Here is a 20,543-nt window from a genome sequence, read left to right on the forward strand (position 1 = left end):
CGGCGCGGCGAACCGCCGCATCGGCTCATTACGATGCAAGCGGCGATGGAACCACCGTCAATCGCAAATGGCTGGAATGCGCGGGTCTTACCCTCCCCGCGAGTCCGATATCGTAGGGTGGGCAAAGGCGCATTTGCGCCGTGCCCATCATCTTTCCGATACGCGCCAGAAGCGTGGGCACGCTGTCGCTTTGCCCACCCTACGATACTGCCCGTGGGGTGAGATCACCCTACCCGCTCGTGCTTGAAAGACCTCAGGCCGCCGCCTGGCCGAGTGCGAAGACGATGGTGTCGACGACGTCCTCGACCAGGATGCGGTCTTCGCCCTCGCCCATGACGCGGATCACCGGCTCGGTGCCGGAGGAGCGGATCAGGAGGCGGCCGTGGCCGTTGAGCCGTTTCTCGCCGTCGGAGATCGCCGACTTGACGTCGGAATCGTCGAGCGGCTTGCCGCCCTTGTGGCGGACGTTCTTGAGGATCTGCGGCAGCGGATCGAAGCGGTGGCAGACTTCCGACACGGGGCGGCGCAGCTTCTGCACCACCGCCAGCACCTGCAGCGCAGCGACAAAACCGTCGCCGGTGGTGGCATAGTCGGACAGGATGATGTGGCCCGACTGCTCGCCGCCGAGATTGTAGCCGCCGTTCAGCATCTGCTCGAGCACGTAGCGGTCGCCGACCGGCGTGCGCACCAGATCGAGCCCCTGCCCTTTCAGGAAGCGCTCGAGCCCGAGATTGGACATCACGGTGGCGACGATGCCGGGACGCGACAGGCGGCCGTCTTCCTTCCAGCTCTGCGCGATCACCGCGAGCAACTGGTCGCCGTCGACCACATGACCGCGCTCGTCGACCAGGATGACGCGATCGGCGTCGCCGTCGAGCGCGATGCCGATGTCGGCGCGCATCTCGCGCACCTTCCGCGACAGTGCTTCCGGCGAGGTCGAGCCGCAATCCTTGTTGATGTTGAAGCCGTCGGGCTCGACGCCGATCGGCACGACGTCGGCGCCCAACTCCCACAGCGCTTCGGGCACCACCTTGTAGGCGGCGCCGTTGGCGCAATCGATCACCACGCGCAGGCCGTCGAGCGAGAGGTCTCGCGGCAACGTGCGCTTGGCGAATTCGATGTAGCGGTCATGCACGCCGTCGATGCGGCGGGCGCGGCCGAGGCTCGCGCTCTGTGCCAGCCGCTTGTCGATGGGCTCGTCGAGCAGCTGCTCGATCTGCCGCTCGACGTCGTCGGAGAGCTTGAAGCCCTGCGGGCCGAACAGCTTGATGCCGTTGTCCTCGAACAGATTGTGCGAGGCCGAGATCATGACGCCGAGATCGGCGCGCATCGACTTGGTCAGCATCGCAACCGCCGGCGTCGGCATCGGGCCGACCAGCAGCACGTCCATGCCGACCGAGGTGAAGCCGGCGACCATCGCGTATTCGATCATGTAGCCGGACAAGCGGGTGTCCTTGCCGATCACGACTCGGTGGCGGTGGTCACCGCGCTGAAACGCAAGGCCTGCGGCCTGGCCGACCTTGAGGGCGAGCTCCGGCGTGATCAGTCCGTTGGCGCGGCCCCGAATCCCGTCCGTCCCGAAATATTTGCGACTCATATCGTCCCCCAAGCAACAACCAGGGGATCCCCTTGACAACCACGGGCTGCCCGAACGGGGCCCGCATCCCTGATTTGCTAGGCGTGTTATAATGCCTGTGAGGCTAACTTGGCTTCAAAAAATATGATGAATCATTACGGAACCGGGGCGCCGCCGTACCGACAACGTCTTGTTAACATTATATTTCCGGCCCATGGCCTCGAAACAGGGTGGAACCCGTTTAATCGCTGCGCTTCACGTGGCCATCGCCGCGGCTCGGCGCCGGCTGGGTGACGTTGACGGGATCGGAGCCCGGAAAGGTCTCTTCCAGACCCTCTTCCAGGGCTTCCTCGAGATCACGCTTCTCCTTGATCTCTTCCGGCGAAGGTCCAGCGTGCGGCTTCGTCATGGCGCCCTCCTGCAAAACGGTCTGCAAACGGATTTGGCTGTGCATCCAACCATGCTAGATGACCCCGAAATCTTCCGATGCAAGACTCTTGGTACAAGACGGGCCGGGGAACGATCATGAAACATATCACCTGTATCGACGATCTTCGCACGCTGCATAAGCGCCGCGTGCCGAAGGCGTTCTTCGACTATTGCGACCGCGGCTCCTATGCCGAGGAGACGCTGCGCGCCAACCGCGAGGATATGCAGGCGATCAAGTTCCGCCAGCGCATCCTGGTCGATGTCTCCAAGCGCGACACTTCGACCACGATTCTCGGCGAGCCCTCGACCATGCCGCTGATGCTCGCCCCCGTCGGGCTGCTCGGCATGCAGCATGGCGACGGCGAAATTTATGCCTGCCGCGCCGCGCAGGCCGCCGGTATCCCGTTCACGCAATCGACCATGTCGATCTGCTCGATCGAGGACATCGCCGCCAATGTCGAGAAGCCGTTCTGGTTCCAGCTCTACGTCATGAAGGACCGCGGCTTCATCAAGGAATTGATCCAGCGCGCGATCGCGGCCAAGTGCAGCGCGCTGGTGCTCACCGTGGACCTCCAGGTCATCGGCCAGCGCCACGCCGACATCAAGAACGGCATGACCGTGCCCCCCGAATGGTCGCTGTCGAAGCTGCTGGATTTCGCCAGCAAGCCCAGCTGGGTCTCCGGCGTGCTGCAGGGCAAGCGCCGCACCTTCGGCAACATCGCCGGCCACGTGAAGAACACCGAGGATCTCAATCGCCTCGCCGAATGGACGGCCTCGCAGTTCGACACCTCGCTGAACTGGAAGGACGTCGAGTGGGTCCGCAGCATCTGGCCGGGCAAGCTGGTCATCAAGGGCATCCTCGACGTCGAGGATGCCGAGGAAGCCGCCAAGACCGGCGCGCAGGCGCTCGTCGTCTCCAACCATGGCGGCCGGCAGCTCGACGGTGCACCGTCATCGATCGAGGTGCTGCCGGAGATCGCCGATGCGGTCGGTGACAGGATGGAGATCATGTTCGACGGCGGCATCCGCTCCGGCCAGGACGTGATGCGCGCGCTCGCGCTCGGCGCAAAGTCCTGCATGCTCGGCCGCGCTTATGCCTACGGCCTGGGTGCCGGCGGCCAGGCCGGCGTCGCCAAGGCGATCGACATCATCCAGAAGGAGCTGCTCACCACCATGGGCCTGTGCGGCGTCAACCGGATCGACGAGATCGACGATCATGTCATCGCGATGTGAAAGGCATGCCGGGACGCGGCAGCAACAACGGCTGTCGTCCCGGACAAGCGCAGCGCTCGACAACGCGTAGCGTTGTCGGGAGCGGAGCGCTGATCCGGGACCCATAGCCACAGGAAGGTGTGGTTACGCGACTCGGGGTTACCAATCTTCGCCAAACTCCGCCCTGTGGTTATGATCCCGGATCTGCGCTTACGCTTGTCCGGGATGACACCGAGAATGCATCGGCGACTCTAGCCTCACATCGGTGGCGTAACTCCATCGCGCCCGACATTGACGCGGTTGGCCTCCAGCGAGCCGTCGTCCTTCTTCGCCGCGCCGAAGATGATCAGCTTGGCGCCCGGCTTCACTTCCGACTTGTCCGTGGCGATGAAGGTGACGATTGGCGTGTCCGGCGGCACCACGACCTTCTTCTCGCCGTCCTTGTATTTGACCGTGATGTTCTGGCCGTCGGTGCCTTTCACCGTCTGCGCCACGGTGGCATTGGTCATGGTCGAATTGGCACGCGCGTCCCAGGGACGAAAACCCTCGGCCGCGCCGCGCTGGTTCTCCGGGAAGATATGCACCGCGATCGCCTTCTGCGTGCCGTCCGGTTCAGGCATGCCGGTGACGCCGATATAGGAGCCTTCCTTGATTTCCGACAGCTCCGTCTTCACCACGGCGAAGACGGCGACGTTGTCGGTCATGCGCACCTTCACGTCGCTGCCTTCGCGCGTCTTGATGCCGAGCATGTTGCCGTCGACACTTTCGATGGTGCCGCGGATGCGGACCGTCGGCGCCTGCTGCGCCGAGGCCGCGAACGAGGCGAGAGCGAGGACCGCTGCGAGCAGGCCGGATTTCATCGTCGAAGTCAGCATGATCCGGTCCTTTCTCACATCGGCGGCGTCAGGCCGTCACGGCCGACGCTGACGCGGTTGGTCTCGAACGAGCCGTCCGGCAGTTGCTTCATGAAGGCGATGACCTTGGCGCCGGCCTTGAGGTCGGATTTGTCGCCGGGCACGAAGGTCACCACCGGCGTGTTGTCGGCGACGAACACCTTCTTCTCGCCGTCCTTGTACTTGACCAGCAGCGTATGGCCGTCATTGCCGACCACGCTCTCCGACACCGTGGCGTTGGTCATGCTCGAATTCGGCTTGAGGTCATAGGGCCGCGAGCCCTCGCCGGTGCCGCGCATGCTCTCCGGAAACACGTGGACCTCGACCGCATTCTGGCCGCCGTCCGGTCCGGGCACCGTGGTGGCGCCGACGAAGGAGCCGACCTTGATGTCGGCGAGTGAAATTTTGGTAATCCCCGATACGTTCACGTCGGGAGCGATGCGCAGCTTGACGTCCTCGCCGCTGCGCGACTTGACCTGCATCGTGTCACCATTGACGCTTTCGATCGTGCCGCGCACGCGCGTCGGCACCGGTGCCCTCTGCGCGTAGGCATAGAGGGTGGAAGCGGCCACCATCGCGACGGCGATCAGCGGACGTGTGAAAGTTGCACGTTGAACAGACATGACGGTCTCCGATTGTCCCCACGGATGGAGAACTCCGGACGACGCGCGCTATTCTCTCAAGTCTTTGTGAGATCGGCCTCGACCAGCGCCCGCAGCTCGGCCGTGACCTCCGGCCGCCGGCCGAACCACAGCTCGAAGCCGCGCACCGCCTGGTGCAGCAGCATGCCGAGCCCGTCTGCCGTCTTCAGGCCGCGCGCCGTTGCGGCGGCGAGCAGCGGCGTCACCAGCGGCACATAGACGAGGTCGGCGACCACCGCCGCCTGCGGCAGGCGCGCGACATCAACATCGAGTGAGGGCTGGCCGTGCATGCCGAGCGAGGTCGTGTTCACGAGAAGTTTTGCGCGCGGCAGCACGTCGTCGATCCCGTCCCACGTCACGGGATGCACGTTCGGCCCGAACTGTCTTGCCAGCGTCTCGGCCCGCGCGATGGTGCGATTGGCCAGATGGATGCGCTTGATCCCACGCTCGAGCAGACCGAACACGACCGCCCGCGAGGAGCCGCCGGCGCCGAGCACCAGCGCCTCCTCGGCGGCATCCCAGCCGGGCGCGCTGGCGTCGAGATTGCCGATGAAACCTTCGACGTCGGTGTTGGTCGAGCGCAGCTCGCCGTCGGCAAACCACAGCGTGTTCGCCGCGCCGACGGCCTTGGCGCGGGCATCGGGCGCCGACAGCGCCAGCACGCCCTCCTTGTGCGGGATCGTGACGTTGGCCCCGACGAAGCCGCGCAGCGACAGCCGCAGCACGAAATCCCTGAGATCCTCGGGCGGAACCGCTTCGATGACATAGCCGCCGGCAATGCCGAGCGTGCGCAGCCAGTAATGATGGATCAGCGGCGAGCGCGAATGCGCGGCCGGCCATCCGATCAGACAGGCTGCAGGAGCTTTGGGCGCGGTCATCTTTTCCTCGGGGTCGTATTCCCGAGGCGATCCATTTCGCGTCCCGTGGGGCCTGTCAAGCGTGCGGAGGTCGCTAGTCCGCCGCTGCCTCCTCGCCCGCAGAGCCCTTGATGTCGGCAATCGCGCGATCGAGGCTCTGGCGATAGCGCGCCCGCGGCGGCGTCACGCCATGGGTGAGCAGCGCGCGGCGGACCGCGGGCGAGGCGCCTGTGATGAACAGCCGGATGCCCTGGCGGTGCGCCTTGGCGGCGACGCGGCCCAGCACGTTGGCCGCCGTCGAATCCAGGAACGGCACCGCGGCGAAATCGACCACGAAGGCCTTGCGCTTGTCGGCGACCTCGTCGAGCACGCCTCCGATGGCGGAGGCCGCGCCGAAGAAGAACGCGCCGGTGATGCGATAGACCAGCACGTCGCGATCGACCGCAAGCGCAGGATCGTAGCGAACGCGCTCGCCGTTGCCGTCGTCGGGACGATCGCCGGCGACCAGAGGCGAGCGTTCCTCGATGCCCGTCATCTCCGCCATGCGATGGATGAACAGCACGGCGCCGAGCGCAAAGCCGACCAGGATGCCTTCGGTCAGATCGCGGAAGATCGTCAGCAGGAAGGTCGCAAGCAGCACGACGGCGTCGCCCCACGACGAACGCAGGAGCGTGGCGAATTCGTGCTTCTCCGCCATGGTCCAGGCCACCACGACCAGCACCGAGGCGAGCGCGGCCAGCGGAATGTAGCTTGCGAGCGGCGCCGCGATCAGCATGAACAGCAGCAGGAACACGGAGTGCAGCATGCCTGCCAACGGCCCGCGCGCGCCGGCGCGGATGTTGGTCGCGGTTCGCGCGATCAGGCCGGTGACGCAGATGCCGCCGAACAGCGCCGAGCCGATATTGGCGGCGCCTTGCGCCACCAGCTCGCAATTGGAGCGGTGACGGCGCCCGGTCATGCCGTCGGCCACCACCGCCGACAGCAGCGATTCGATGGCGGCCAGCAGCGCGAATGAGATCGCATCCGGTAGCACGGCGGTCGCCTTCGCAACCGAGAACGCCGGCAGCACCGGCGAGGGCAATTCGCGCGGAATGCCGCCGAAGCGCGACCCGATGGTTTCCACCGGCAGCGACAGCACGGCACACGCAACGGCGGCGAGCACGACCGCGATCAGGATGCCGGGCCAGGACGGCCGCCAGATCCGCAAGGCCGCGATGATGGCGATGCTGATGATTGCGACCGCCACGGCGGATGGATTGATGGTGTTGAGACCGCCGGCGAGCGCGACCAGCTTTGGAACGAACTCGCTGGGCTCTTTCCCCGCAAGCGTGATGCCGCCGAGATCGCGGAGCTGGCTGGCGAAGATGATCACGGCGATGCCAGCGGTGAATCCGACCGTCACCGGATAGGGAATGAACTTGATGTAGGTGCCGACCCGGAGCAGGCCCGCGGCGATCAGGAATACGCCCGCCATCAGGGTGGCGAGGATGACGCCATCGACGCCGTGACGTTCCGCGGTCGCCGCGACCAATACGATGAAGGCGCCGGCGGGTCCGCCGATCTGGAACCGGCTGCCGCCGAGCAGCGAGGCGATGAAGCCGCCGACGACGGCGGTGTAGAGACCGCGGTCCGGCGTCACGCCCGAGGCGATCGCGATCGCCATCGACAGCGGTAGCGCCACGATCGCAACCGTCAGGCCCGCGAAGACGTCGGCGCGGAAGTCCGCGGCGCCGTAGCCTTCACGCCAGACGGTGACGAGCTTTGGCAGATACAGTTCGGCAAAGGTCGGCTGACGCAGCTGGTGCAGCCGGCTTGCGTGATCGCTTGTGATGCTCATGCTCCGCTGCCCCACAATGCTCCACTGCATCGTGCGGCCGCGATTCGGACGCGACGGTGCGTTGGTTCAGTCTGCTCCGGGCATGACCCGCAAGATCACGCCCCCACCCGACGCGGCGGCCCGGGCTCCTTCAGGCGGACGCCACGCCCGCCGCTGTCGCTGCGGACCTGCTCGCCGATCAGCTCGACACCGGCCCGGTCGAACGCCTCGACCACCTTGATCAGGGTCTCGACCACGCCACGCACATTGCCGGTGCTGGCCTCCATCCGCTGGATGGTCGGCAGCGAAACGCCGGCGAGCTCGGCCAGGGTTTTCTGGTCAATGCCCAGCAGCGCGCGGGCTGCCCGCATCTGGAACGACGTGATCACCTTGGCCTCACTTACCAGAACTTATAAATGATATCTGAGACGTGTACAATGATGTAAAATACATCATCGGTGGGCAAGCGCAAGAGGGCTTGCGCCTATCGCCTCCGTCATCGCGAGGAGCTCTTGCGACGAAGCAATCCAGGCTCCCTGCGCAGAGACAGTCTGGATTGCTTCGCTACGCCCGCAATGACGAGTGGAGAGAGGGCGCGGCCTGAATGAAGCGCCGCACCCGTGGAGACAGCCCTCACCCCAACCCTCTCCCCGTAAGGACGGGGAGAGGGTGTGAGAGAGTGCGGTCCCTGACTAAGCCAGCTTGATCAAGCCGCGTGTTGATGCGCGGCGATGATCTGATCGGCGGCGCGGCCCGTGACTTCGGCCATGTGGTCGAACTGGCGGGTGAAGCTGCCGGCGCCGGCAGTGGCCGAGCGCAGCTCCACGATCAGTTCGCCGATCTCGGCTTCCGGCATCATGGCGCGAACGCAGTCCCAGCCGCCCCAGCCGTCACGCGTGTCGAAGCCGAGGATCTGGCCTCGCCGCGCCGACAGGATCGCGTTGATCTTGGCGGTGGCGTCGGTCGGACAGACGATCTCGACCACGTGGATCGGCTCCAGCAGCACTGACTGACAATGCGGCAGGCCCTCGTTGAGTCCGATCCGCGCCGCCGTGCGGAAGGCGAGATCGGAAGAGTCGACGCTGTGATAGGAGCCGTCGGTCAGCGTCACCTGCAAATCGGTGACGGGGAAACCGAGCGGACCTCGCGTCAATCCGTCGACGACGCCTTCTTCCACCGCGCCGATGTAGTTGCGCGGCACGGCGCCACCAACGACCTTCTCGGCGAACTTGAAGCCCTCGCCGCGCGGCAAGGGCCTGATGTCGAGCACGACGTCGCCGAACTGGCCGTGGCCGCCGGACTGCTTCTTGTGGCGGCCGCGCTGGACGATCGGCTTGCGGATGGTCTCCTGATAGCCGATGGCGGGTGGATGCGATGTGATCTTGACGCCGAAGCGGTCGCGCAACCGCTCGCCTGCGACGCGCAAGTGCATCTCGCCCTGCCCCCACAGCACGGTGTCGTGGGTCTGGGCGTTCATCACGATGACGAGCGACGGATCCTCCTCGTGCAGCCGCGTCAGCGCCTGGCCGAGCTTGACGTCGTCCTTGCGGTCGGTGGCCGCAACCGAGATCGCGAGCACCGGTGGCGTCGGCTCCGGGACCGCGAGCGCCGCAGGCGGGGTCTTGCCGCTCGAGACCGTGTCGCCGGTCTTGACCGGATCGAGCTTGGCGAGCGCCACCGTGTCGCCGGCTTCGGCAGCGGCACGCTTGGTGTCGTAGGCGCCGTTGACGGCGAGGATGCCGGAGATGCGGCCCGCTCCTCCGGAAGCGGATTGCAGCGTGGCGCCGTCGTCGAGATGGCCGGCGAGCAGCCGCGTCAATGACAGTTTGCCGCCATGCTGCGAATGCAGCGTCTTGAACACGAAGCCGAGCGCGTCCCTGGTCTCGGGAACGCCGAGACGTTTTGCGGTCTCCGCTATTCCCGGCGCCTCGTGACGCAGCGCCTTCATCAGGCGCAGCACGCCGTTTTCGCGCGCGGCTGCCCCTAACAGCACAGGGCAGATCACCCCTTCGCGCAATTCGCGGGCGAGATCGTCGAACACGGCATCACGCGGCGGCTGGATGTCTTCGAGCAGCTGCTCCATCAGTGCGTCGTCGTGATCGGCGAGCTTCTCCAGCATCGAGAAGCGGGCTTCCTTCTCGCGATCGAGATTGCCGCCTTCGAGCGCGACCACCTCGGAGGCCTTGTGCTCACGATAAATGAAGGCGCGTTCCAGCGCGAGATCGACGAAGCCCTCGATCAGCTCGTCCTTCCAGATCGGGATCTGGCGCAGCACCAGCGGCACGCGGGAGGCGGGCTGCAGCATTGCGAGCGACTCGCGGATGCGCTGGCTCGCGCGGTCGATCTTGTTGAGGAACAGGAAACGCGGGATCTTCAGCTCCTCCAGCTCGCGCAGGATGATCTGAAGCTGCGGCAGCTTTTTCTCGTCGGCCTCGCAGACCACGATCGCGGCATCGACCGCGGGCAGCGCGGCGCGCATGTCGTGGGCAAACTCGACGGAACCGGGACAATCGAGGAAAGTGTAGCTGTCGCCCATGAAACTCGTGGTAGCGGCAGTGAGCCCGACGGTCATCTTGTGATGACGGGCCTCGGGCGCAGCGTCGCCGACGGAAGTTCCGGCGTCGACACTGCCGGCACGCGGGATTGCGCCCGTTCGCGCCAGTATTGCTTCGAGAAGTGTGGTTTTACCGCTTTGGAAAGGGCCCACCAGCGCGATGCACCGTGGACCTCGGGGACTTCTGACGTCTTGTCCCATTCGCCGCCTCCTTGGTGTGGAGCTCGGCCCGTGATTGGGTCGGCAATCGCGGATGCTCTGCCCGTCCCCGAGATTTGGCAAGCATCAAACGTCGCTGCGGTGCGTCGTCGATTAGTCCAAGTCTTAACAGTGGTGTTCCACCTCTTCCCGCTGGGAAGAGGTGGAGCAGCACCACCCGCCCGGCGCGCGATCAACGGCCCGGACGAAGTTCCAGGCTCTCGAGGCCGGCGGCAATGTTGAGGCCAACCTGGCCCTGCACGCTGAGCGGCTGGAGCGCGATCGAATTGTTGGAGCCGCCGACCAGCACGTTACCCCCCAAGCCGACACCGACCGAGGCGCTGCCCTGCGCACCGGCATAATTGCCGGAGAGGTCGCCGGGGCCGAGCCGGTCGACCGGCGCGAACACGCCCCACGCCAAAGCCGTCTCCTGGGTGATGCCGATGTCGAGACCGACTTTGCGGATGGTTGCGACGTAACGATCGTCGGGCAAACCGTCGGCGCGCAGCACGCAGCCGAGATGGGTCACCGATCCCACGATGAAGCCGACGCTGGCGCCGCCGCGGCATTCGAGCACGCCGACCCGCGCCATCCGCTGCTGCGCACTGCCGCTCACGCTGGAGGCAACGAGGCTGGCGGCGGCGAGCCCGGCGAAGATGAACGAACGGCGCATGAAATTTCTCCGGCGATGAAGTGATGCGAGCAGAGAAGGCGCACTGCACGCTGCGCGATGGTCTATGCCACAAGTGCGTTGTGGGTGCCAGATCGCAGGCGGTTAGAATCGAGCTTGTGGAGAGAGCCCCTCACCCCACCCTCTCAGGGCGAGCTTTGCTCGTCCCGCCCCCGTGAGAACGGGGCGAGGGAGTGAGAGAGCGGCGCGCCCCTCGCTCAAAGCCAATCAAACTTCAATCGCGCGTGGCGGGCGTCCTAACCTCTCCCCGCTCTTCAGCGGGGAGAGGTCGGATCACATCGCAGATGTGATCCGGGTGAGGGGCATGGCACAATGTCGGCCAGATCAATAGTCCATCCAACTCCACTTATCGAACACGCATAAAAAAGGCCCGCACGAAGCGGGCCTTTTCAATTCTCGTTGCGACAGTCTCAGCGCAGATTACCGCAGAAGCGCTGGATACGCTTGCAGGCATCTTCGAGGTCCGAGGTCTTGGTCGCGTAGGAGATGCGGAACGCCGGGCCGAGGCCGAAGGCCGAACCCTGCACCACCGCGACGCCTTCGGTCTCAAGGAGCTCGGTGACGAAAGTCTCGTCATTGTCGATCACCTTGCCCGACGGCGCGGTCTTGCCGATCGTGCCGGCGCAGGACGGATAGACGTAGAAGGCGCCCTCGGGACGAGGGCATTCGATGCCCTTGGCCTGGTTGAGCATTGAGACGACGAGGTCGCGCCGCTCCTTGAACACCTTGTTGTTGGCGGGGATGAAGTCCTGCGGACCGTTCAGAGCTTCCACCGCGGCCCATTGCGCGATCGAGGACGGGTTCGAGGTCGACTGCGACTGGATGGTCGACATCGCCTTGATCAGCTGCGCGGGACCGCCGGCATAGCCGATGCGCCAGCCGGTCATGCAATAGGCCTTCGACACGCCGTTCACGGTGAGCGTGCGGTCGTAGAGCTTCGGCTCGACCTGCGCGACCGTGGTGAACTGGAAGTCGTCATAGACGAGATGCTCGTACATGTCGTCGGTCATCACCCACACATGGGGATGCTTCACCAGCACGTCGGTGAGCGCCTTCAGTTCCGAACGCGTGTAGGCGGCTCCCGTCGGGTTCGACGGCGAGCACAGGATCACCCATTTGGTCTTCGGCGTGATCGCGCGCTCGAGCGCCTCGGCCTGGAGCTTGAAGCCGGTCGCGGCGGTGCAGACCACCGGCACAGGCTCGCCGCCGGCGAGTGCCACCATCTCAGGATAGCTGACCCAGTACGGCGCGGGAATGATCACCTCGTCGCCCGGATTGATGGTCGCCATCAGCGCGTTGTACAGCACCTGCTTGCCGCCGGTGCCGACGATGATCTGGTTCGGCTTGTAGGCAACGCCGTTCTCGCGCTGGAATTTCGCGATGATCGCGTCCTTCAGCTCGGGAATGCCGTCGACCGCGGTGTACTTGGTCTTGCCGGCCTCGATGGCGCGGATCGCGGCCAGCTTGATGTTGGCGGGCGTGTCGAAGTCGGGCTCGCCGGCACCGAGGCCGATGACGTTGCGGCCCGCCGCTTTCAGCGCGCGTGCTTTATCCGTGACCGCGATGGTCGCGGACGGCTTCACACGGTCGAGCGCAGCGGCAAGGAAGGACATCGTCATCTCCTGACAAGCGTCGAAAAGCCCTGGGCCTCACGACTCTGATTGTGGGAATGAGATACCCTAAAACGTGTGCCGCTGCGCCGCAAGAAACTTCGGCCCGATCTCGGAAAAACTTACGGATCTGGAGTGGTTCAAGCAACGATTCCAAGCAATTTTCCGCAACTTTACCGCGCGAATCGCTCATATCCCGGAAAGCTTGTCCTCGGAGCAATTTTGCGTGTTGCGCGCTCAAGCTCCGTCATGGCCGGGCATAGCCGCCCGAAGGACGGCGTCGCTCTCCGCTCGCCTGTGTCCCGGCCATCCACGCCTCACCGCGGCACGACGAACGTGGATGCCCGGGGACAAGCCCGGGCATGACGGCACACTGGATTGCACTGGATTGATGACAGCGCTCTTCCCCAATCGCTCGCCCTGCGCACGATCGCGCGAGCCAAGCGCTCGCATGCTGACGCAAGCGTGATCTGATTTGCATCGTCGCGCGGAAATGATCTTTCGCGGCGTTGCAGTGCGGTAGGGATTTCGAGTTTTTCTATTGGCCGGCCCTTGCGGCGGATTCGCATCGGCATCATTGTTTAGCCGCCTCGCGCGGCAACGAGCGACGCGTGTCCCCGTCTTCCGGAATCATTCTCAGAATGTACAAGCTCTATTCGATGCAACGCTCGGGCAACAGCTACAAGGTCCGCCTTGCGCTGGCGCTGCTCAACGTGCCTTACGAAGCGATCGAGGTGGACATTCTGCGCGGCGAGAGCCGCACGCCGGACTTTCTGTCCAAGAACCCGTCGGGACAGGTGCCGCTGCTCGAGGTCGGAGACGACCGCTTTCTCGCGGAGTCCAACGCCATCCTCTGGTACGTCGCCGTCGGCACGCCACTCGCGCCGGAGAACCGCATCGACCGCGCCGAGGCGCTGCAATGGATGTTCTTCGAGCAGCACGCGCTGGAGCCGAACATCGGCGCCGCCTATTTCTGGCTATCATTGGTCAAGGGCGGCCGCGACCTCCAGACCCATTCGCTGGAGGACTGGATGGAGCGCGGCTATGGCGCGCTCCAGGTGATGGAGAACCACCTCAAGACCAACGCCTATTTCGCCGCGCGCCAGCTCACGGTCGCCGACATCGCATTGTACGGCTACACCCACCTCGCCGACCGCTGCGACTTCGACCTCCAGGCCTTCCCGGCGATCCGCGACTGGCTGAAGCGGGTGGAAGCGGCGCCAGGCTTCGTGTCGATGGACTGGCGGCCGGCCGACGTCGACGACCCCGCCAGCATTGCCGCCGGCGCCTGAGCGCGCGCTCTGGCGAATAGCGGGTACAAGGGCAACATTCGCCGCAATCCCGCCATTTTCCGCGCGATAGCCGCCGCAATATTGCCGGTTGAAACTGGGAAATTGTGGAAAGTCGCGGGTGATTCGCTCGCGCTTTGAAGGATTTAGACCATGATACGGGCGTCCGGCACGGCAGGCTTTCAGGGCCATCCCGCTACCGTCGCGTCTTCCCGGCTGACCAACGCGGTCGCGGCCTCGCTCGCCGTCGCCGCGCTCTCGCTGTGCCTGATCGTCACCCTGACGGTGCTGTCGACCAAGGCGACCATGGCGATGGGCCTGCCGGTCTGATTCCCGTTTCATCCTGGTCCAGCCTTCAAGGCGCCGCGTGCCCCGCGCCTTCAGGCATCGCGACAGGACGTCGATGAAATCACCCGTGGTAGTCGTTGCAATCACACTGACTGCGGCCATTTTGGTCGCGGCGTCGCTGTTGATTGTCGTCACGCGCAAGGGCCCGGGGATTTCGACGCTGAATGCGCCGGCGCTGCAACAGCCCCTCAAGCACGCCCACTTGGTCTAAAATCATCCGAAAACCTGAAGCTTGCACGCAAGCGGGCCTTAAACACATCGCGGGAAAACGTATCGCGGTGACGCAACGATCAGTCAGTGTTGCGACGTTACCTCGTTCGGGAGTAGCGAGACGGGTCCATGCGGTTCGGATGGCGTGCGATCTCCGGTCCGGTGCTGACGGCAGCAACCCTGCTGCTGGCGATGCTTTTCGATCGCTTTCTCCCCACTACCTCGCCCGTTCCGCTGCTCGTCGGCATCGTGGCGCTCGCCGGCGCACTGTCGGGTCTCGCCTCCGCCGTCACCAGCGCGGCCGTCGCGGTGATCGGTGCGGCGCTGCTCCTCCTCGGCCGCCACGGTGTTTCCGGCTTGACCATCACCGATCTGGTCCAACTCGGCCTGCTGGCGATCACGGCTGCCGCCACCGCCGGCATCACCGGCCTGATGCGCGAGCGGCTGCTCGGCACGGTCGCGGCCGAGCGCCGGAGCCACGCCACGGCGGCACGGCTGTCGGCCGCGCTCGACCAGGTCGATATCGGCATCGTGCTGCTCGATACCGAGACGCGGGCCGAGTTCATCAACCGCGCGTTTCGCGATTATTTCGCGGTGCCGGACGAGATCGCCGACGGCAGGCCGCCCTTCATCGCCCTGATGTATCACGGCCGCGACACCGGCGCGTTCGAGCTGCCCGAAGACGAGCTCGGCACCTTCATCGCGCAGCGCATGGAGATGGTGCGCATCGGCGATGCCACGCCGATCAACATCGCCTTGCGCACCGGCGAGGTGTTGCGCTTCGTCTGCGCCGCGCTGCCCGACGGCGGACGCATGCTGAGCTACACGCCGGTGACCGACCTCGTCCGCCACACCGACGCGCCCTCACGCGCCGACTACTACCGCTCGCTGCGCGATCCCACGGGCCGCAGGCTGATCCGGCATCTGCGCGCCGCGGAGTGATGCGACTGGCGATTGATCGGCACGCCCGTCATCACGTATGAAGGACGTCCCATCGATCGCAGGAATTCCACATGTCGCTCACCATTCGCGCCGTCACCAGGCAGGACTACGATCAATGGCTGCCGCTGTGGGACGGCTATAACGCCTTCTACGGCCGCTCCGGCCCGACCGCGCTGGCGGGCGAGATCACTGCAATGACGTGGCAGCGTTTCTTCGATGCCTATGAACCGGTGCATGGGTTGGTCGCCGAGAGCGACGGCAAGCTGCTCGGCATGACGAACTACCTGTTTCATCGCAGCACCACCGCGATCGAGCCGTCCTGCTATTTGCAGGACCTGTTCACGCTGGAAGCCGCGCGCGGCAAGGGTGTCGCCTCGGCGCTGATCCACGGCGTGTATGAGCGGGCGAAACTGGCGGGATCGCCACGCGTCTATTGGCAGACGCACGAGACCAATCTCACGGCACAGCGCCTGTACGACAAGGTCGCGGAGCGTTCCGGCTTCATCGTCTATCGCAAGCTATTCTGATCCCCGCCCGCACCCTGTGGATAACTCCGCCTGTCACCCGCCCGTAACATAGCGGGGCTACGCTGCATTTGCGTCTGATCAGGCCCCCCGTCACCGATCAAGCGCCCCAAGCGGTCCCCGTCAGTCGCCGCGTCTGACAGGGGCCGCATTTTTTTGTCCGCCTTGTCAGCATGGCAGCAGCGCGGCGCGCGCCTTGCTGCTGCGGCGCACGATGGTCACAATGAGTGGCTGCTCTCTCTGACAGGATCTCCCATGGAAATTCGCAATCTCGGCGCCTCCGGCCTTCGCGTGTCCGCGGTCGGGCTCGGCTGCAACAATTTCGGCCAGCGCACGGATCTGGAGACCTCGCGCAAGGTGATCCATCGCGCGCTCGACCTCGGCATCACGCTGTTCGACACGGCCGACATCTATTCGAACATGGGCGGCTCGGAAAACGTGCTCGGCGCCGTGCTGGGCGACCGCCGCAAGGACATCGTGCTGGCGACGAAATATTCAAAGCCGATGGCGGAGGACGGAACCAAGCAGGGCGCCTCGCGCCGCTACATCATGGACGCCGTCGAAGCGAGCCTGAAGCGGCTGAAGACCGATTACATCGATCTCTATCAGCAGCACGACTATGACCCGCTGACGCCGATCGAGGAGAGCCTGCGCGCGCTCGACGATCTCGTCCGCCAGGGCAAGGTCCGCTACATCGGCAATTCCAACTTCCCGGCCTGGCGCGTCGCTGAAGCCGAGTACGTCGCGCGCGCGATGAATGTCAGCCGCTTCGTGTCGTGCCAGGACGAATACAGCCTCCTGGTGCGGGACATCGAAAAGGACCTGCTGCCGGCAGCGCAGGAGTACAAGCTCGGCCTTCTGCCGTTCTTCCCGCTCGCCAGCGGCCTCCTGACCGGCAAGTACCGGAAGGGCGAGGCCGCGCCCGACGACACCCGCTTCGGCAAGGTGGAGCGGCTGCGCGACCGCTACGTCACACCGCGCAACGAGGACATCGTCGAGAAGCTCCAGGCCTTCGCCAAGGCCCGTGGCCACAGCATGCTAGAGCTCGCCTTCTCCTGGCTCGCCGCCCGCCCGCAGGTGTCCAGCGTGATCGCCGGCGCCACCCGCGTCGAGCAGATCGAGCAGAACGTCAAGGCGATCGCCTGGAAGCTCAGCGCGGATGAGATGGCGGAGATCGACAAGATCACGCTGGGCTGACGTTCGAGGCGCGGCGCTACTTCGCGACGGTCTGAATCACCTCAAAGCCTTCGAACTGGGGATGGCCGAGATAGAGCGGCTTGTTGTCGCCTGCCTTGTGGTGCGCGGCCCGAAACGCTTCGGACTTGGTCCAGGCGTCGAACGCGGCATGGTTTGCCCACACGGTGTGCGAGGCAAAGAGCGTGTGGTCCTCGAGCTCGGGGCCGCGCAGCAGATGGAATTCGACGAAGCCCGGCACCTTGTCCAGATGCGTATCGCGGCCGAGCCAGACCTGCTCGAAGGCGGCCTCGGAGCCCTTGACGACACGGAAGCGGTTCATGGCGATGTACATGGGGATGGTTCTCCTGATGCTGCACCATTATCTCGTCATTCCGGGATGCGCCGCAAGGCGCAGGCCCGGAATGACGGGGCGTGGGGTTAGGCGACCAATCCCTTCATCGGCCGTACTCCCGCACTATCCGGGAACACCGTCTCGGCCAGCACGCGATCGGACAGGCCGAACTGGCCCTGCAGCACGCCCTTGATCACGGAGCGAAGATCGGTGGTCGGCTTGAGATCGCGAGCTTCATACAAGTTCGCGAGCTTGAGGCCCGGCCAGTCGGAGATGACCCGGCCGCCTTTCACGGCGCCGCCGGCGAGCAGCGCGATCGTGCCGGTGCCGTGATCGGTGCCGTCGGTGCCATTGATGCGCGCGGTGCGGCCGAATTCAGTGGCGACGATGACGACGGTGTCGCGCCAGCGCTCCCCCAAACCGCTTTGGAATTCGGCGAGTGCGCCATCGAGCCCGCCGAGCAGGAAGGCGAGACGACCGACCGGGCCGCCTTCATTGGCATGCGTGTCCCAGCCGTCGAAGGCGAGCGCGGCGATGCGCGGGCCATCGTCGGCCGCCATCAGCTTCGCAGTACCGCGCGCGACCTGGCGCATCTGCATCACCGCATTGCCGGGTTTTGGCTTCATGTCGTCACCGCTTGCGGCCTTGTCGAGCTGAAGGCCTTGCGACAAGGCCATCGCCAGCGCGGGATCGCGATGACGGTAGAGATCGACGAGGCGCATCGCGGTGTCGTCATCCGCCTGCGGCAGCGCCACCGGCGCCCAGCCGACGGTCGGCGCGTTTCCGCGCAGCACCAGCGGCGTGGTAGGCCCGACCGCAAGAGCGCTCGATACGCGCTCGCCGCGCGGCAGCGCTTCCAGCGCGCGATTGAGCCAACCGGACTGCACGCGGCCAGGCCCGGCATAACCGCTCTCCAGCACGTCCTGGCCGTCGAAATGCGAGCGGTCGCGATAGGGGGTCGCCACCGCATGGATCACCGCAGCGTGCTTGTCGCGATACATCCGCGCGAATTCCGGCATCGCCGGATGCAGCGCGAAGAAGGAGTCCAGCATGATCGCGGGATGCGCGCCGTCCGCGGCCAGCGCGATCGAACCGTGCAGGCCGGCATAGTCAGGGTCGCCGATCGGCGCGACGGTCGAGAGACCGTCGAGCGCGCCGCGCAGGATCACCACGAGCAGCCGGGGATCGCGCCCATCGGCGGCGCGTGCGAATTTCGGCAAGTAAGCCCAGGCCGCGAAGGAGGCGCCGCCGAGCAGCAGGCCGCGGCGCGAGGTGAGGAGCCGGTTCTCGACGCAGTCGACCATCATCATCTCCTCTGCATTTCCGGCGACATCAAGAGCAGCGCCAGCGCCTGCTGGCGCGACTCCGCGCGCTCGATGGTCCGGCGCGTTTCGATCGAGGCCGCATCCGCCGCCGCGAACTCCAGCAGATCCAGCGGATCGATGTTGGGCCCGAGCCGTGCGCCCATTTGCGCGGCGATATCGAGCCTGAGCTTCATGCCCTCGGGCGCGGCCCATGCGGCGCTGGTATCGGGGAAACCATTGGGGCCGGCCGGCGACCACAGCGGCTGTCCAAGCAGATTGAGATTGTTCAGATAGGCGCCGGGATCTTCCGGGACGCGCGCGAGCAGCCGGCCGCTCGCGACGAGGAAATCGTAAGGGCTGCGCATCTTGGTCAGCGGCGCCGTCCACGCCTCGTCGGAATCGACCAGCCCCGCGGCAAGCGCCTTGAGGTCGCCGTCGGTCTTGACGAAGAGTTCGCGCAGCCGCGCCACCAGGCCCGGCGGCGGATCGTCGGCAACGAAGTGGCGAACGAACTTGGTCGCGATGAAGTTCGCGGTCGACGGATGGCGCGCGATGTCGGCGAGCGCGGCCTCGCCTTGCGCGAGACCCGTCGCCTCGTAGCTCTTGCCGAGCAGCATCTGCGCGCCGGGCTGGTGCGCATTGGTGTTGAACACGAAGGAGCCTGGTGTGCCGAGCTGCCCCTGCCGTCCGGCAAAGGTCCAGCCGGTGATGATGCGCGCGAGCGAGGTGACGTCCTCCTGCGTATAGCCGCCACCGACGCCGAGCGTATGCAGCTCCATGATCTCGCGCGCGAGATTCTCATTGAGCCCGCGCTTGCGATTCTGGCCTGCGCGCGAATCCGGCCCCAGCGATTGCTGGTTGTCGAGGAAGAACAGCATCGCCGGATGCTGCTCGACCGCTTTCAGCATGTCGGCGAAGCGCCCGAGCACGTGCGGCCTGATCGCCTCGCGCTCGAACACGCCGGCCCAGATCCGCGCCAGCTCGCCCTTCGTCGCGGAAATGCAGAAATGGTTGGACCAGAACGCGACGAGACGCTCGGTGAAGCCGCAGGTGGCCAGCGTCGCGCGCTGCAGGCGCGCCAGCGCTTCGGTACGGAAGGTCTTTTGAATTACGTTGAGCGGCTGCGGGGCCGGCTTTGCCGCCGGCGGTGCAGCCGCATTGGGCTGCATCGCGTCCGGCTTTGCCGCATTGTCCGCCGGCTTGGTCTCCGTCATCTGGCCGGCGACCTCCGTTGCTGCCGCATTCAGCGAGAGATTGCGGCGGAGCCCGGGCTTCTGTTCGGTCGGCGCAGGCGACGGCGCCTCGGCGGGCGCGGCCGCCTTCGCCGCTTCGCGCGCCTGCCTGACCTGATCCTGATAGGCGAAGACGGCCTGCCCGAGTTGCTGCGTCGATTGCAGACCGGGCGCCTCCAGCAGCACCCCGCTCGCACGGAGCAGCTCTGCCTTCACGAAACCGCGCGGATCGGAGGCTGCGTTGATGAGATCTCCGGACGCGCCGCCGCGCGCGCCGAAGCCAAAACGGTTGAGCGCGACGAGCGCGGCTTGCGAATCGCGGGTCATCGATTTGTCCTTCGCGTGCCGGGAGCCGCTTTCGGAGTCCGTGCGCGACGCCTAATATACCGCAACGACCGATGAACCCGACATGAAAATCACGGCGAAGCTTCGACGCAAATCATGACAAATCCGAAAGAATCCCAGCCGCCGGAACCGCGCCGCCTCGCCTGCGCGCGCTGCGGCACCGAATTCGGCTGCGACCTCTCGGGCACCTGCTGGTGTGCGGAGGAAACCGCGAAGCTGCCGATGCCGGTCGAAGGCGAGGATTGTTTATGCCGGGAGTGTTTGCGCAAGGCGGCGGCGGAAGCGAGCGCGGCGGCTCGTTAACCGCGAGAGGATCACCGCACCCTCCCTGTCGTCCCTGCGAA

Annotated in this window: 21 protein-coding genes; 8 read left to right on the plus strand and 13 right to left on the minus strand. The window is 65.6% G+C overall.

Annotated features, from left to right (window positions below; translation table 11 throughout):
* Nucleotides 1–253: 253 nt before the first annotated feature.
* Together glmM and XH81_RS11665 are read right to left on the minus strand one after the other, a co-directional pair.
* Nucleotides 254–1,597 carry a phosphoglucosamine mutase gene (gene glmM / locus XH81_RS11660; protein ID WP_028140521.1) on the minus strand — a complete coding sequence of 448 codons (1,344 nt, stop codon included), beginning with the start codon at nucleotides 1,595–1,597 and terminating at the stop codon, nucleotides 254–256.
* Nucleotides 1,598–1,817: 220 nt separating this feature from the next.
* Nucleotides 1,818–1,985 carry a hypothetical protein gene (locus tag XH81_RS11665; protein ID WP_162832259.1) on the minus strand — a complete coding sequence of 56 codons (168 nt, stop codon included), beginning with the start codon at nucleotides 1,983–1,985 and terminating at the stop codon, nucleotides 1,818–1,820.
* A 116-nt stretch (nucleotides 1,986–2,101) separates the two neighbouring features.
* Between XH81_RS11665 and XH81_RS11670 the strand changes: the two genes are divergently transcribed.
* Nucleotides 2,102–3,238, plus strand: coding sequence for an alpha-hydroxy acid oxidase (locus XH81_RS11670; RefSeq protein ID WP_028140522.1), 1,137 nt, complete (start codon nucleotides 2,102–2,104; stop codon nucleotides 3,236–3,238).
* 236 nt (nucleotides 3,239–3,474) lie between these two features.
* Here the strand turns inward: XH81_RS11670 and XH81_RS11675 are convergent, their stop codons facing one another.
* The 8 genes from XH81_RS11675 to XH81_RS11710 form a co-directional block, all read right to left on the minus strand.
* Nucleotides 3,475–4,077, minus strand: a complete 603-nt coding sequence (locus XH81_RS11675; protein ID WP_038974633.1) for a hypothetical protein — start codon at nucleotides 4,075–4,077, stop codon at nucleotides 3,475–3,477.
* Nucleotides 4,078–4,106: 29 nt separating this feature from the next.
* A complete protein-coding gene (locus XH81_RS11680) occupies nucleotides 4,107–4,733 on the minus strand; it encodes a hypothetical protein (RefSeq protein WP_018318290.1) in 627 nt (208 codons plus the stop codon).
* A gap of 56 nt (nucleotides 4,734–4,789) precedes the next feature.
* Nucleotides 4,790–5,629 (minus strand): shikimate dehydrogenase, encoded by an 840-nt coding sequence (locus XH81_RS11685; RefSeq protein ID WP_028140524.1) that lies wholly within the window; start codon nucleotides 5,627–5,629, stop codon nucleotides 4,790–4,792.
* 73 nt (nucleotides 5,630–5,702) lie between these two features.
* Complete coding sequence (locus tag XH81_RS11690; protein ID WP_028140525.1) at nucleotides 5,703–7,445, minus strand: SulP family inorganic anion transporter; 1,743 nt, start codon at nucleotides 7,443–7,445, stop codon at nucleotides 5,703–5,705.
* 95 nt (nucleotides 7,446–7,540) lie between these two features.
* On the minus strand, nucleotides 7,541–7,813 hold the full coding sequence (locus XH81_RS11695; RefSeq protein WP_026201995.1) for a helix-turn-helix domain-containing protein: 273 nt from the start codon (nucleotides 7,811–7,813) through the stop codon (nucleotides 7,541–7,543).
* A gap of 317 nt (nucleotides 7,814–8,130) precedes the next feature.
* Nucleotides 8,131–10,179, minus strand: a complete 2,049-nt coding sequence (locus tag XH81_RS11700) for an elongation factor G (protein WP_028140526.1) — start codon at nucleotides 10,177–10,179, stop codon at nucleotides 8,131–8,133.
* A gap of 190 nt (nucleotides 10,180–10,369) precedes the next feature.
* On the minus strand, nucleotides 10,370–10,849 hold the full coding sequence (locus tag XH81_RS11705) for a DUF992 domain-containing protein (RefSeq protein ID WP_028140527.1): 480 nt from the start codon (nucleotides 10,847–10,849) through the stop codon (nucleotides 10,370–10,372).
* A gap of 428 nt (nucleotides 10,850–11,277) precedes the next feature.
* Nucleotides 11,278–12,480 (minus strand): pyridoxal phosphate-dependent aminotransferase, encoded by a 1,203-nt coding sequence (locus XH81_RS11710; protein ID WP_026201996.1) that lies wholly within the window; start codon nucleotides 12,478–12,480, stop codon nucleotides 11,278–11,280.
* Nucleotides 12,481–13,118: 638 nt separating this feature from the next.
* Here XH81_RS11710 and XH81_RS11715 point away from each other — a divergent pair.
* The 6 genes from XH81_RS11715 (at nucleotide 13,119) to XH81_RS11740 (ending at nucleotide 16,987) form a co-directional block, all read left to right on the plus strand.
* Nucleotides 13,119–13,769 (plus strand): glutathione S-transferase family protein, encoded by a 651-nt coding sequence (locus tag XH81_RS11715; protein WP_028140528.1) that lies wholly within the window; start codon nucleotides 13,119–13,121, stop codon nucleotides 13,767–13,769.
* Between the two features lie 150 nt (nucleotides 13,770–13,919).
* A complete protein-coding gene (locus XH81_RS11720; protein WP_018318299.1) occupies nucleotides 13,920–14,096 on the plus strand; it encodes a hypothetical protein in 177 nt (58 codons plus the stop codon).
* A gap of 73 nt (nucleotides 14,097–14,169) precedes the next feature.
* A complete protein-coding gene (locus XH81_RS11725; RefSeq protein WP_092255007.1) occupies nucleotides 14,170–14,325 on the plus strand; it encodes a hypothetical protein in 156 nt (51 codons plus the stop codon).
* Nucleotides 14,326–14,453: 128 nt separating this feature from the next.
* Complete coding sequence (locus tag XH81_RS11730; protein ID WP_028140529.1) at nucleotides 14,454–15,266, plus strand: PAS-domain containing protein; 813 nt, start codon at nucleotides 14,454–14,456, stop codon at nucleotides 15,264–15,266.
* A gap of 71 nt (nucleotides 15,267–15,337) precedes the next feature.
* Nucleotides 15,338–15,793: a GNAT family N-acetyltransferase gene (locus XH81_RS11735; RefSeq protein WP_028140530.1), complete on the plus strand. Its 456-nt coding sequence runs from the start codon at nucleotides 15,338–15,340 to the stop codon at nucleotides 15,791–15,793.
* Between the two features lie 252 nt (nucleotides 15,794–16,045).
* On the plus strand, nucleotides 16,046–16,987 hold the full coding sequence (locus tag XH81_RS11740) for an aldo/keto reductase (protein ID WP_028140531.1): 942 nt from the start codon (nucleotides 16,046–16,048) through the stop codon (nucleotides 16,985–16,987).
* A gap of 16 nt (nucleotides 16,988–17,003) precedes the next feature.
* Here XH81_RS11740 and XH81_RS11745 read toward each other — a convergent pair whose 3' ends face one another.
* From XH81_RS11745 to XH81_RS11755, 3 genes are all read right to left on the minus strand, one after another.
* Complete coding sequence (locus tag XH81_RS11745; protein WP_028140532.1) at nucleotides 17,004–17,318, minus strand: antibiotic biosynthesis monooxygenase family protein; 315 nt, start codon at nucleotides 17,316–17,318, stop codon at nucleotides 17,004–17,006.
* A gap of 86 nt (nucleotides 17,319–17,404) precedes the next feature.
* Complete coding sequence (locus XH81_RS11750) at nucleotides 17,405–18,622, minus strand: DUF1501 domain-containing protein (protein ID WP_049801861.1); 1,218 nt, start codon at nucleotides 18,620–18,622, stop codon at nucleotides 17,405–17,407.
* A gap of 2 nt (nucleotides 18,623–18,624) precedes the next feature.
* Nucleotides 18,625–20,181, minus strand: a complete 1,557-nt coding sequence (locus XH81_RS11755; protein WP_028140534.1) for a DUF1800 domain-containing protein — start codon at nucleotides 20,179–20,181, stop codon at nucleotides 18,625–18,627.
* 114 nt (nucleotides 20,182–20,295) lie between these two features.
* Between XH81_RS11755 and XH81_RS11760 the strand changes: the two genes are divergently transcribed.
* Nucleotides 20,296–20,502, plus strand: coding sequence for a cysteine-rich CWC family protein (locus XH81_RS11760; RefSeq protein ID WP_028140535.1), 207 nt, complete (start codon nucleotides 20,296–20,298; stop codon nucleotides 20,500–20,502).
* The last annotated feature ends 41 nt before the right edge of the window (nucleotides 20,503–20,543 follow it).

This window comes from Bradyrhizobium sp. CCBAU 25360, from assembly GCF_028128695.1.
Classification (GTDB): domain Bacteria; phylum Pseudomonadota; class Alphaproteobacteria; order Rhizobiales; family Xanthobacteraceae; genus Bradyrhizobium; species Bradyrhizobium ottawaense.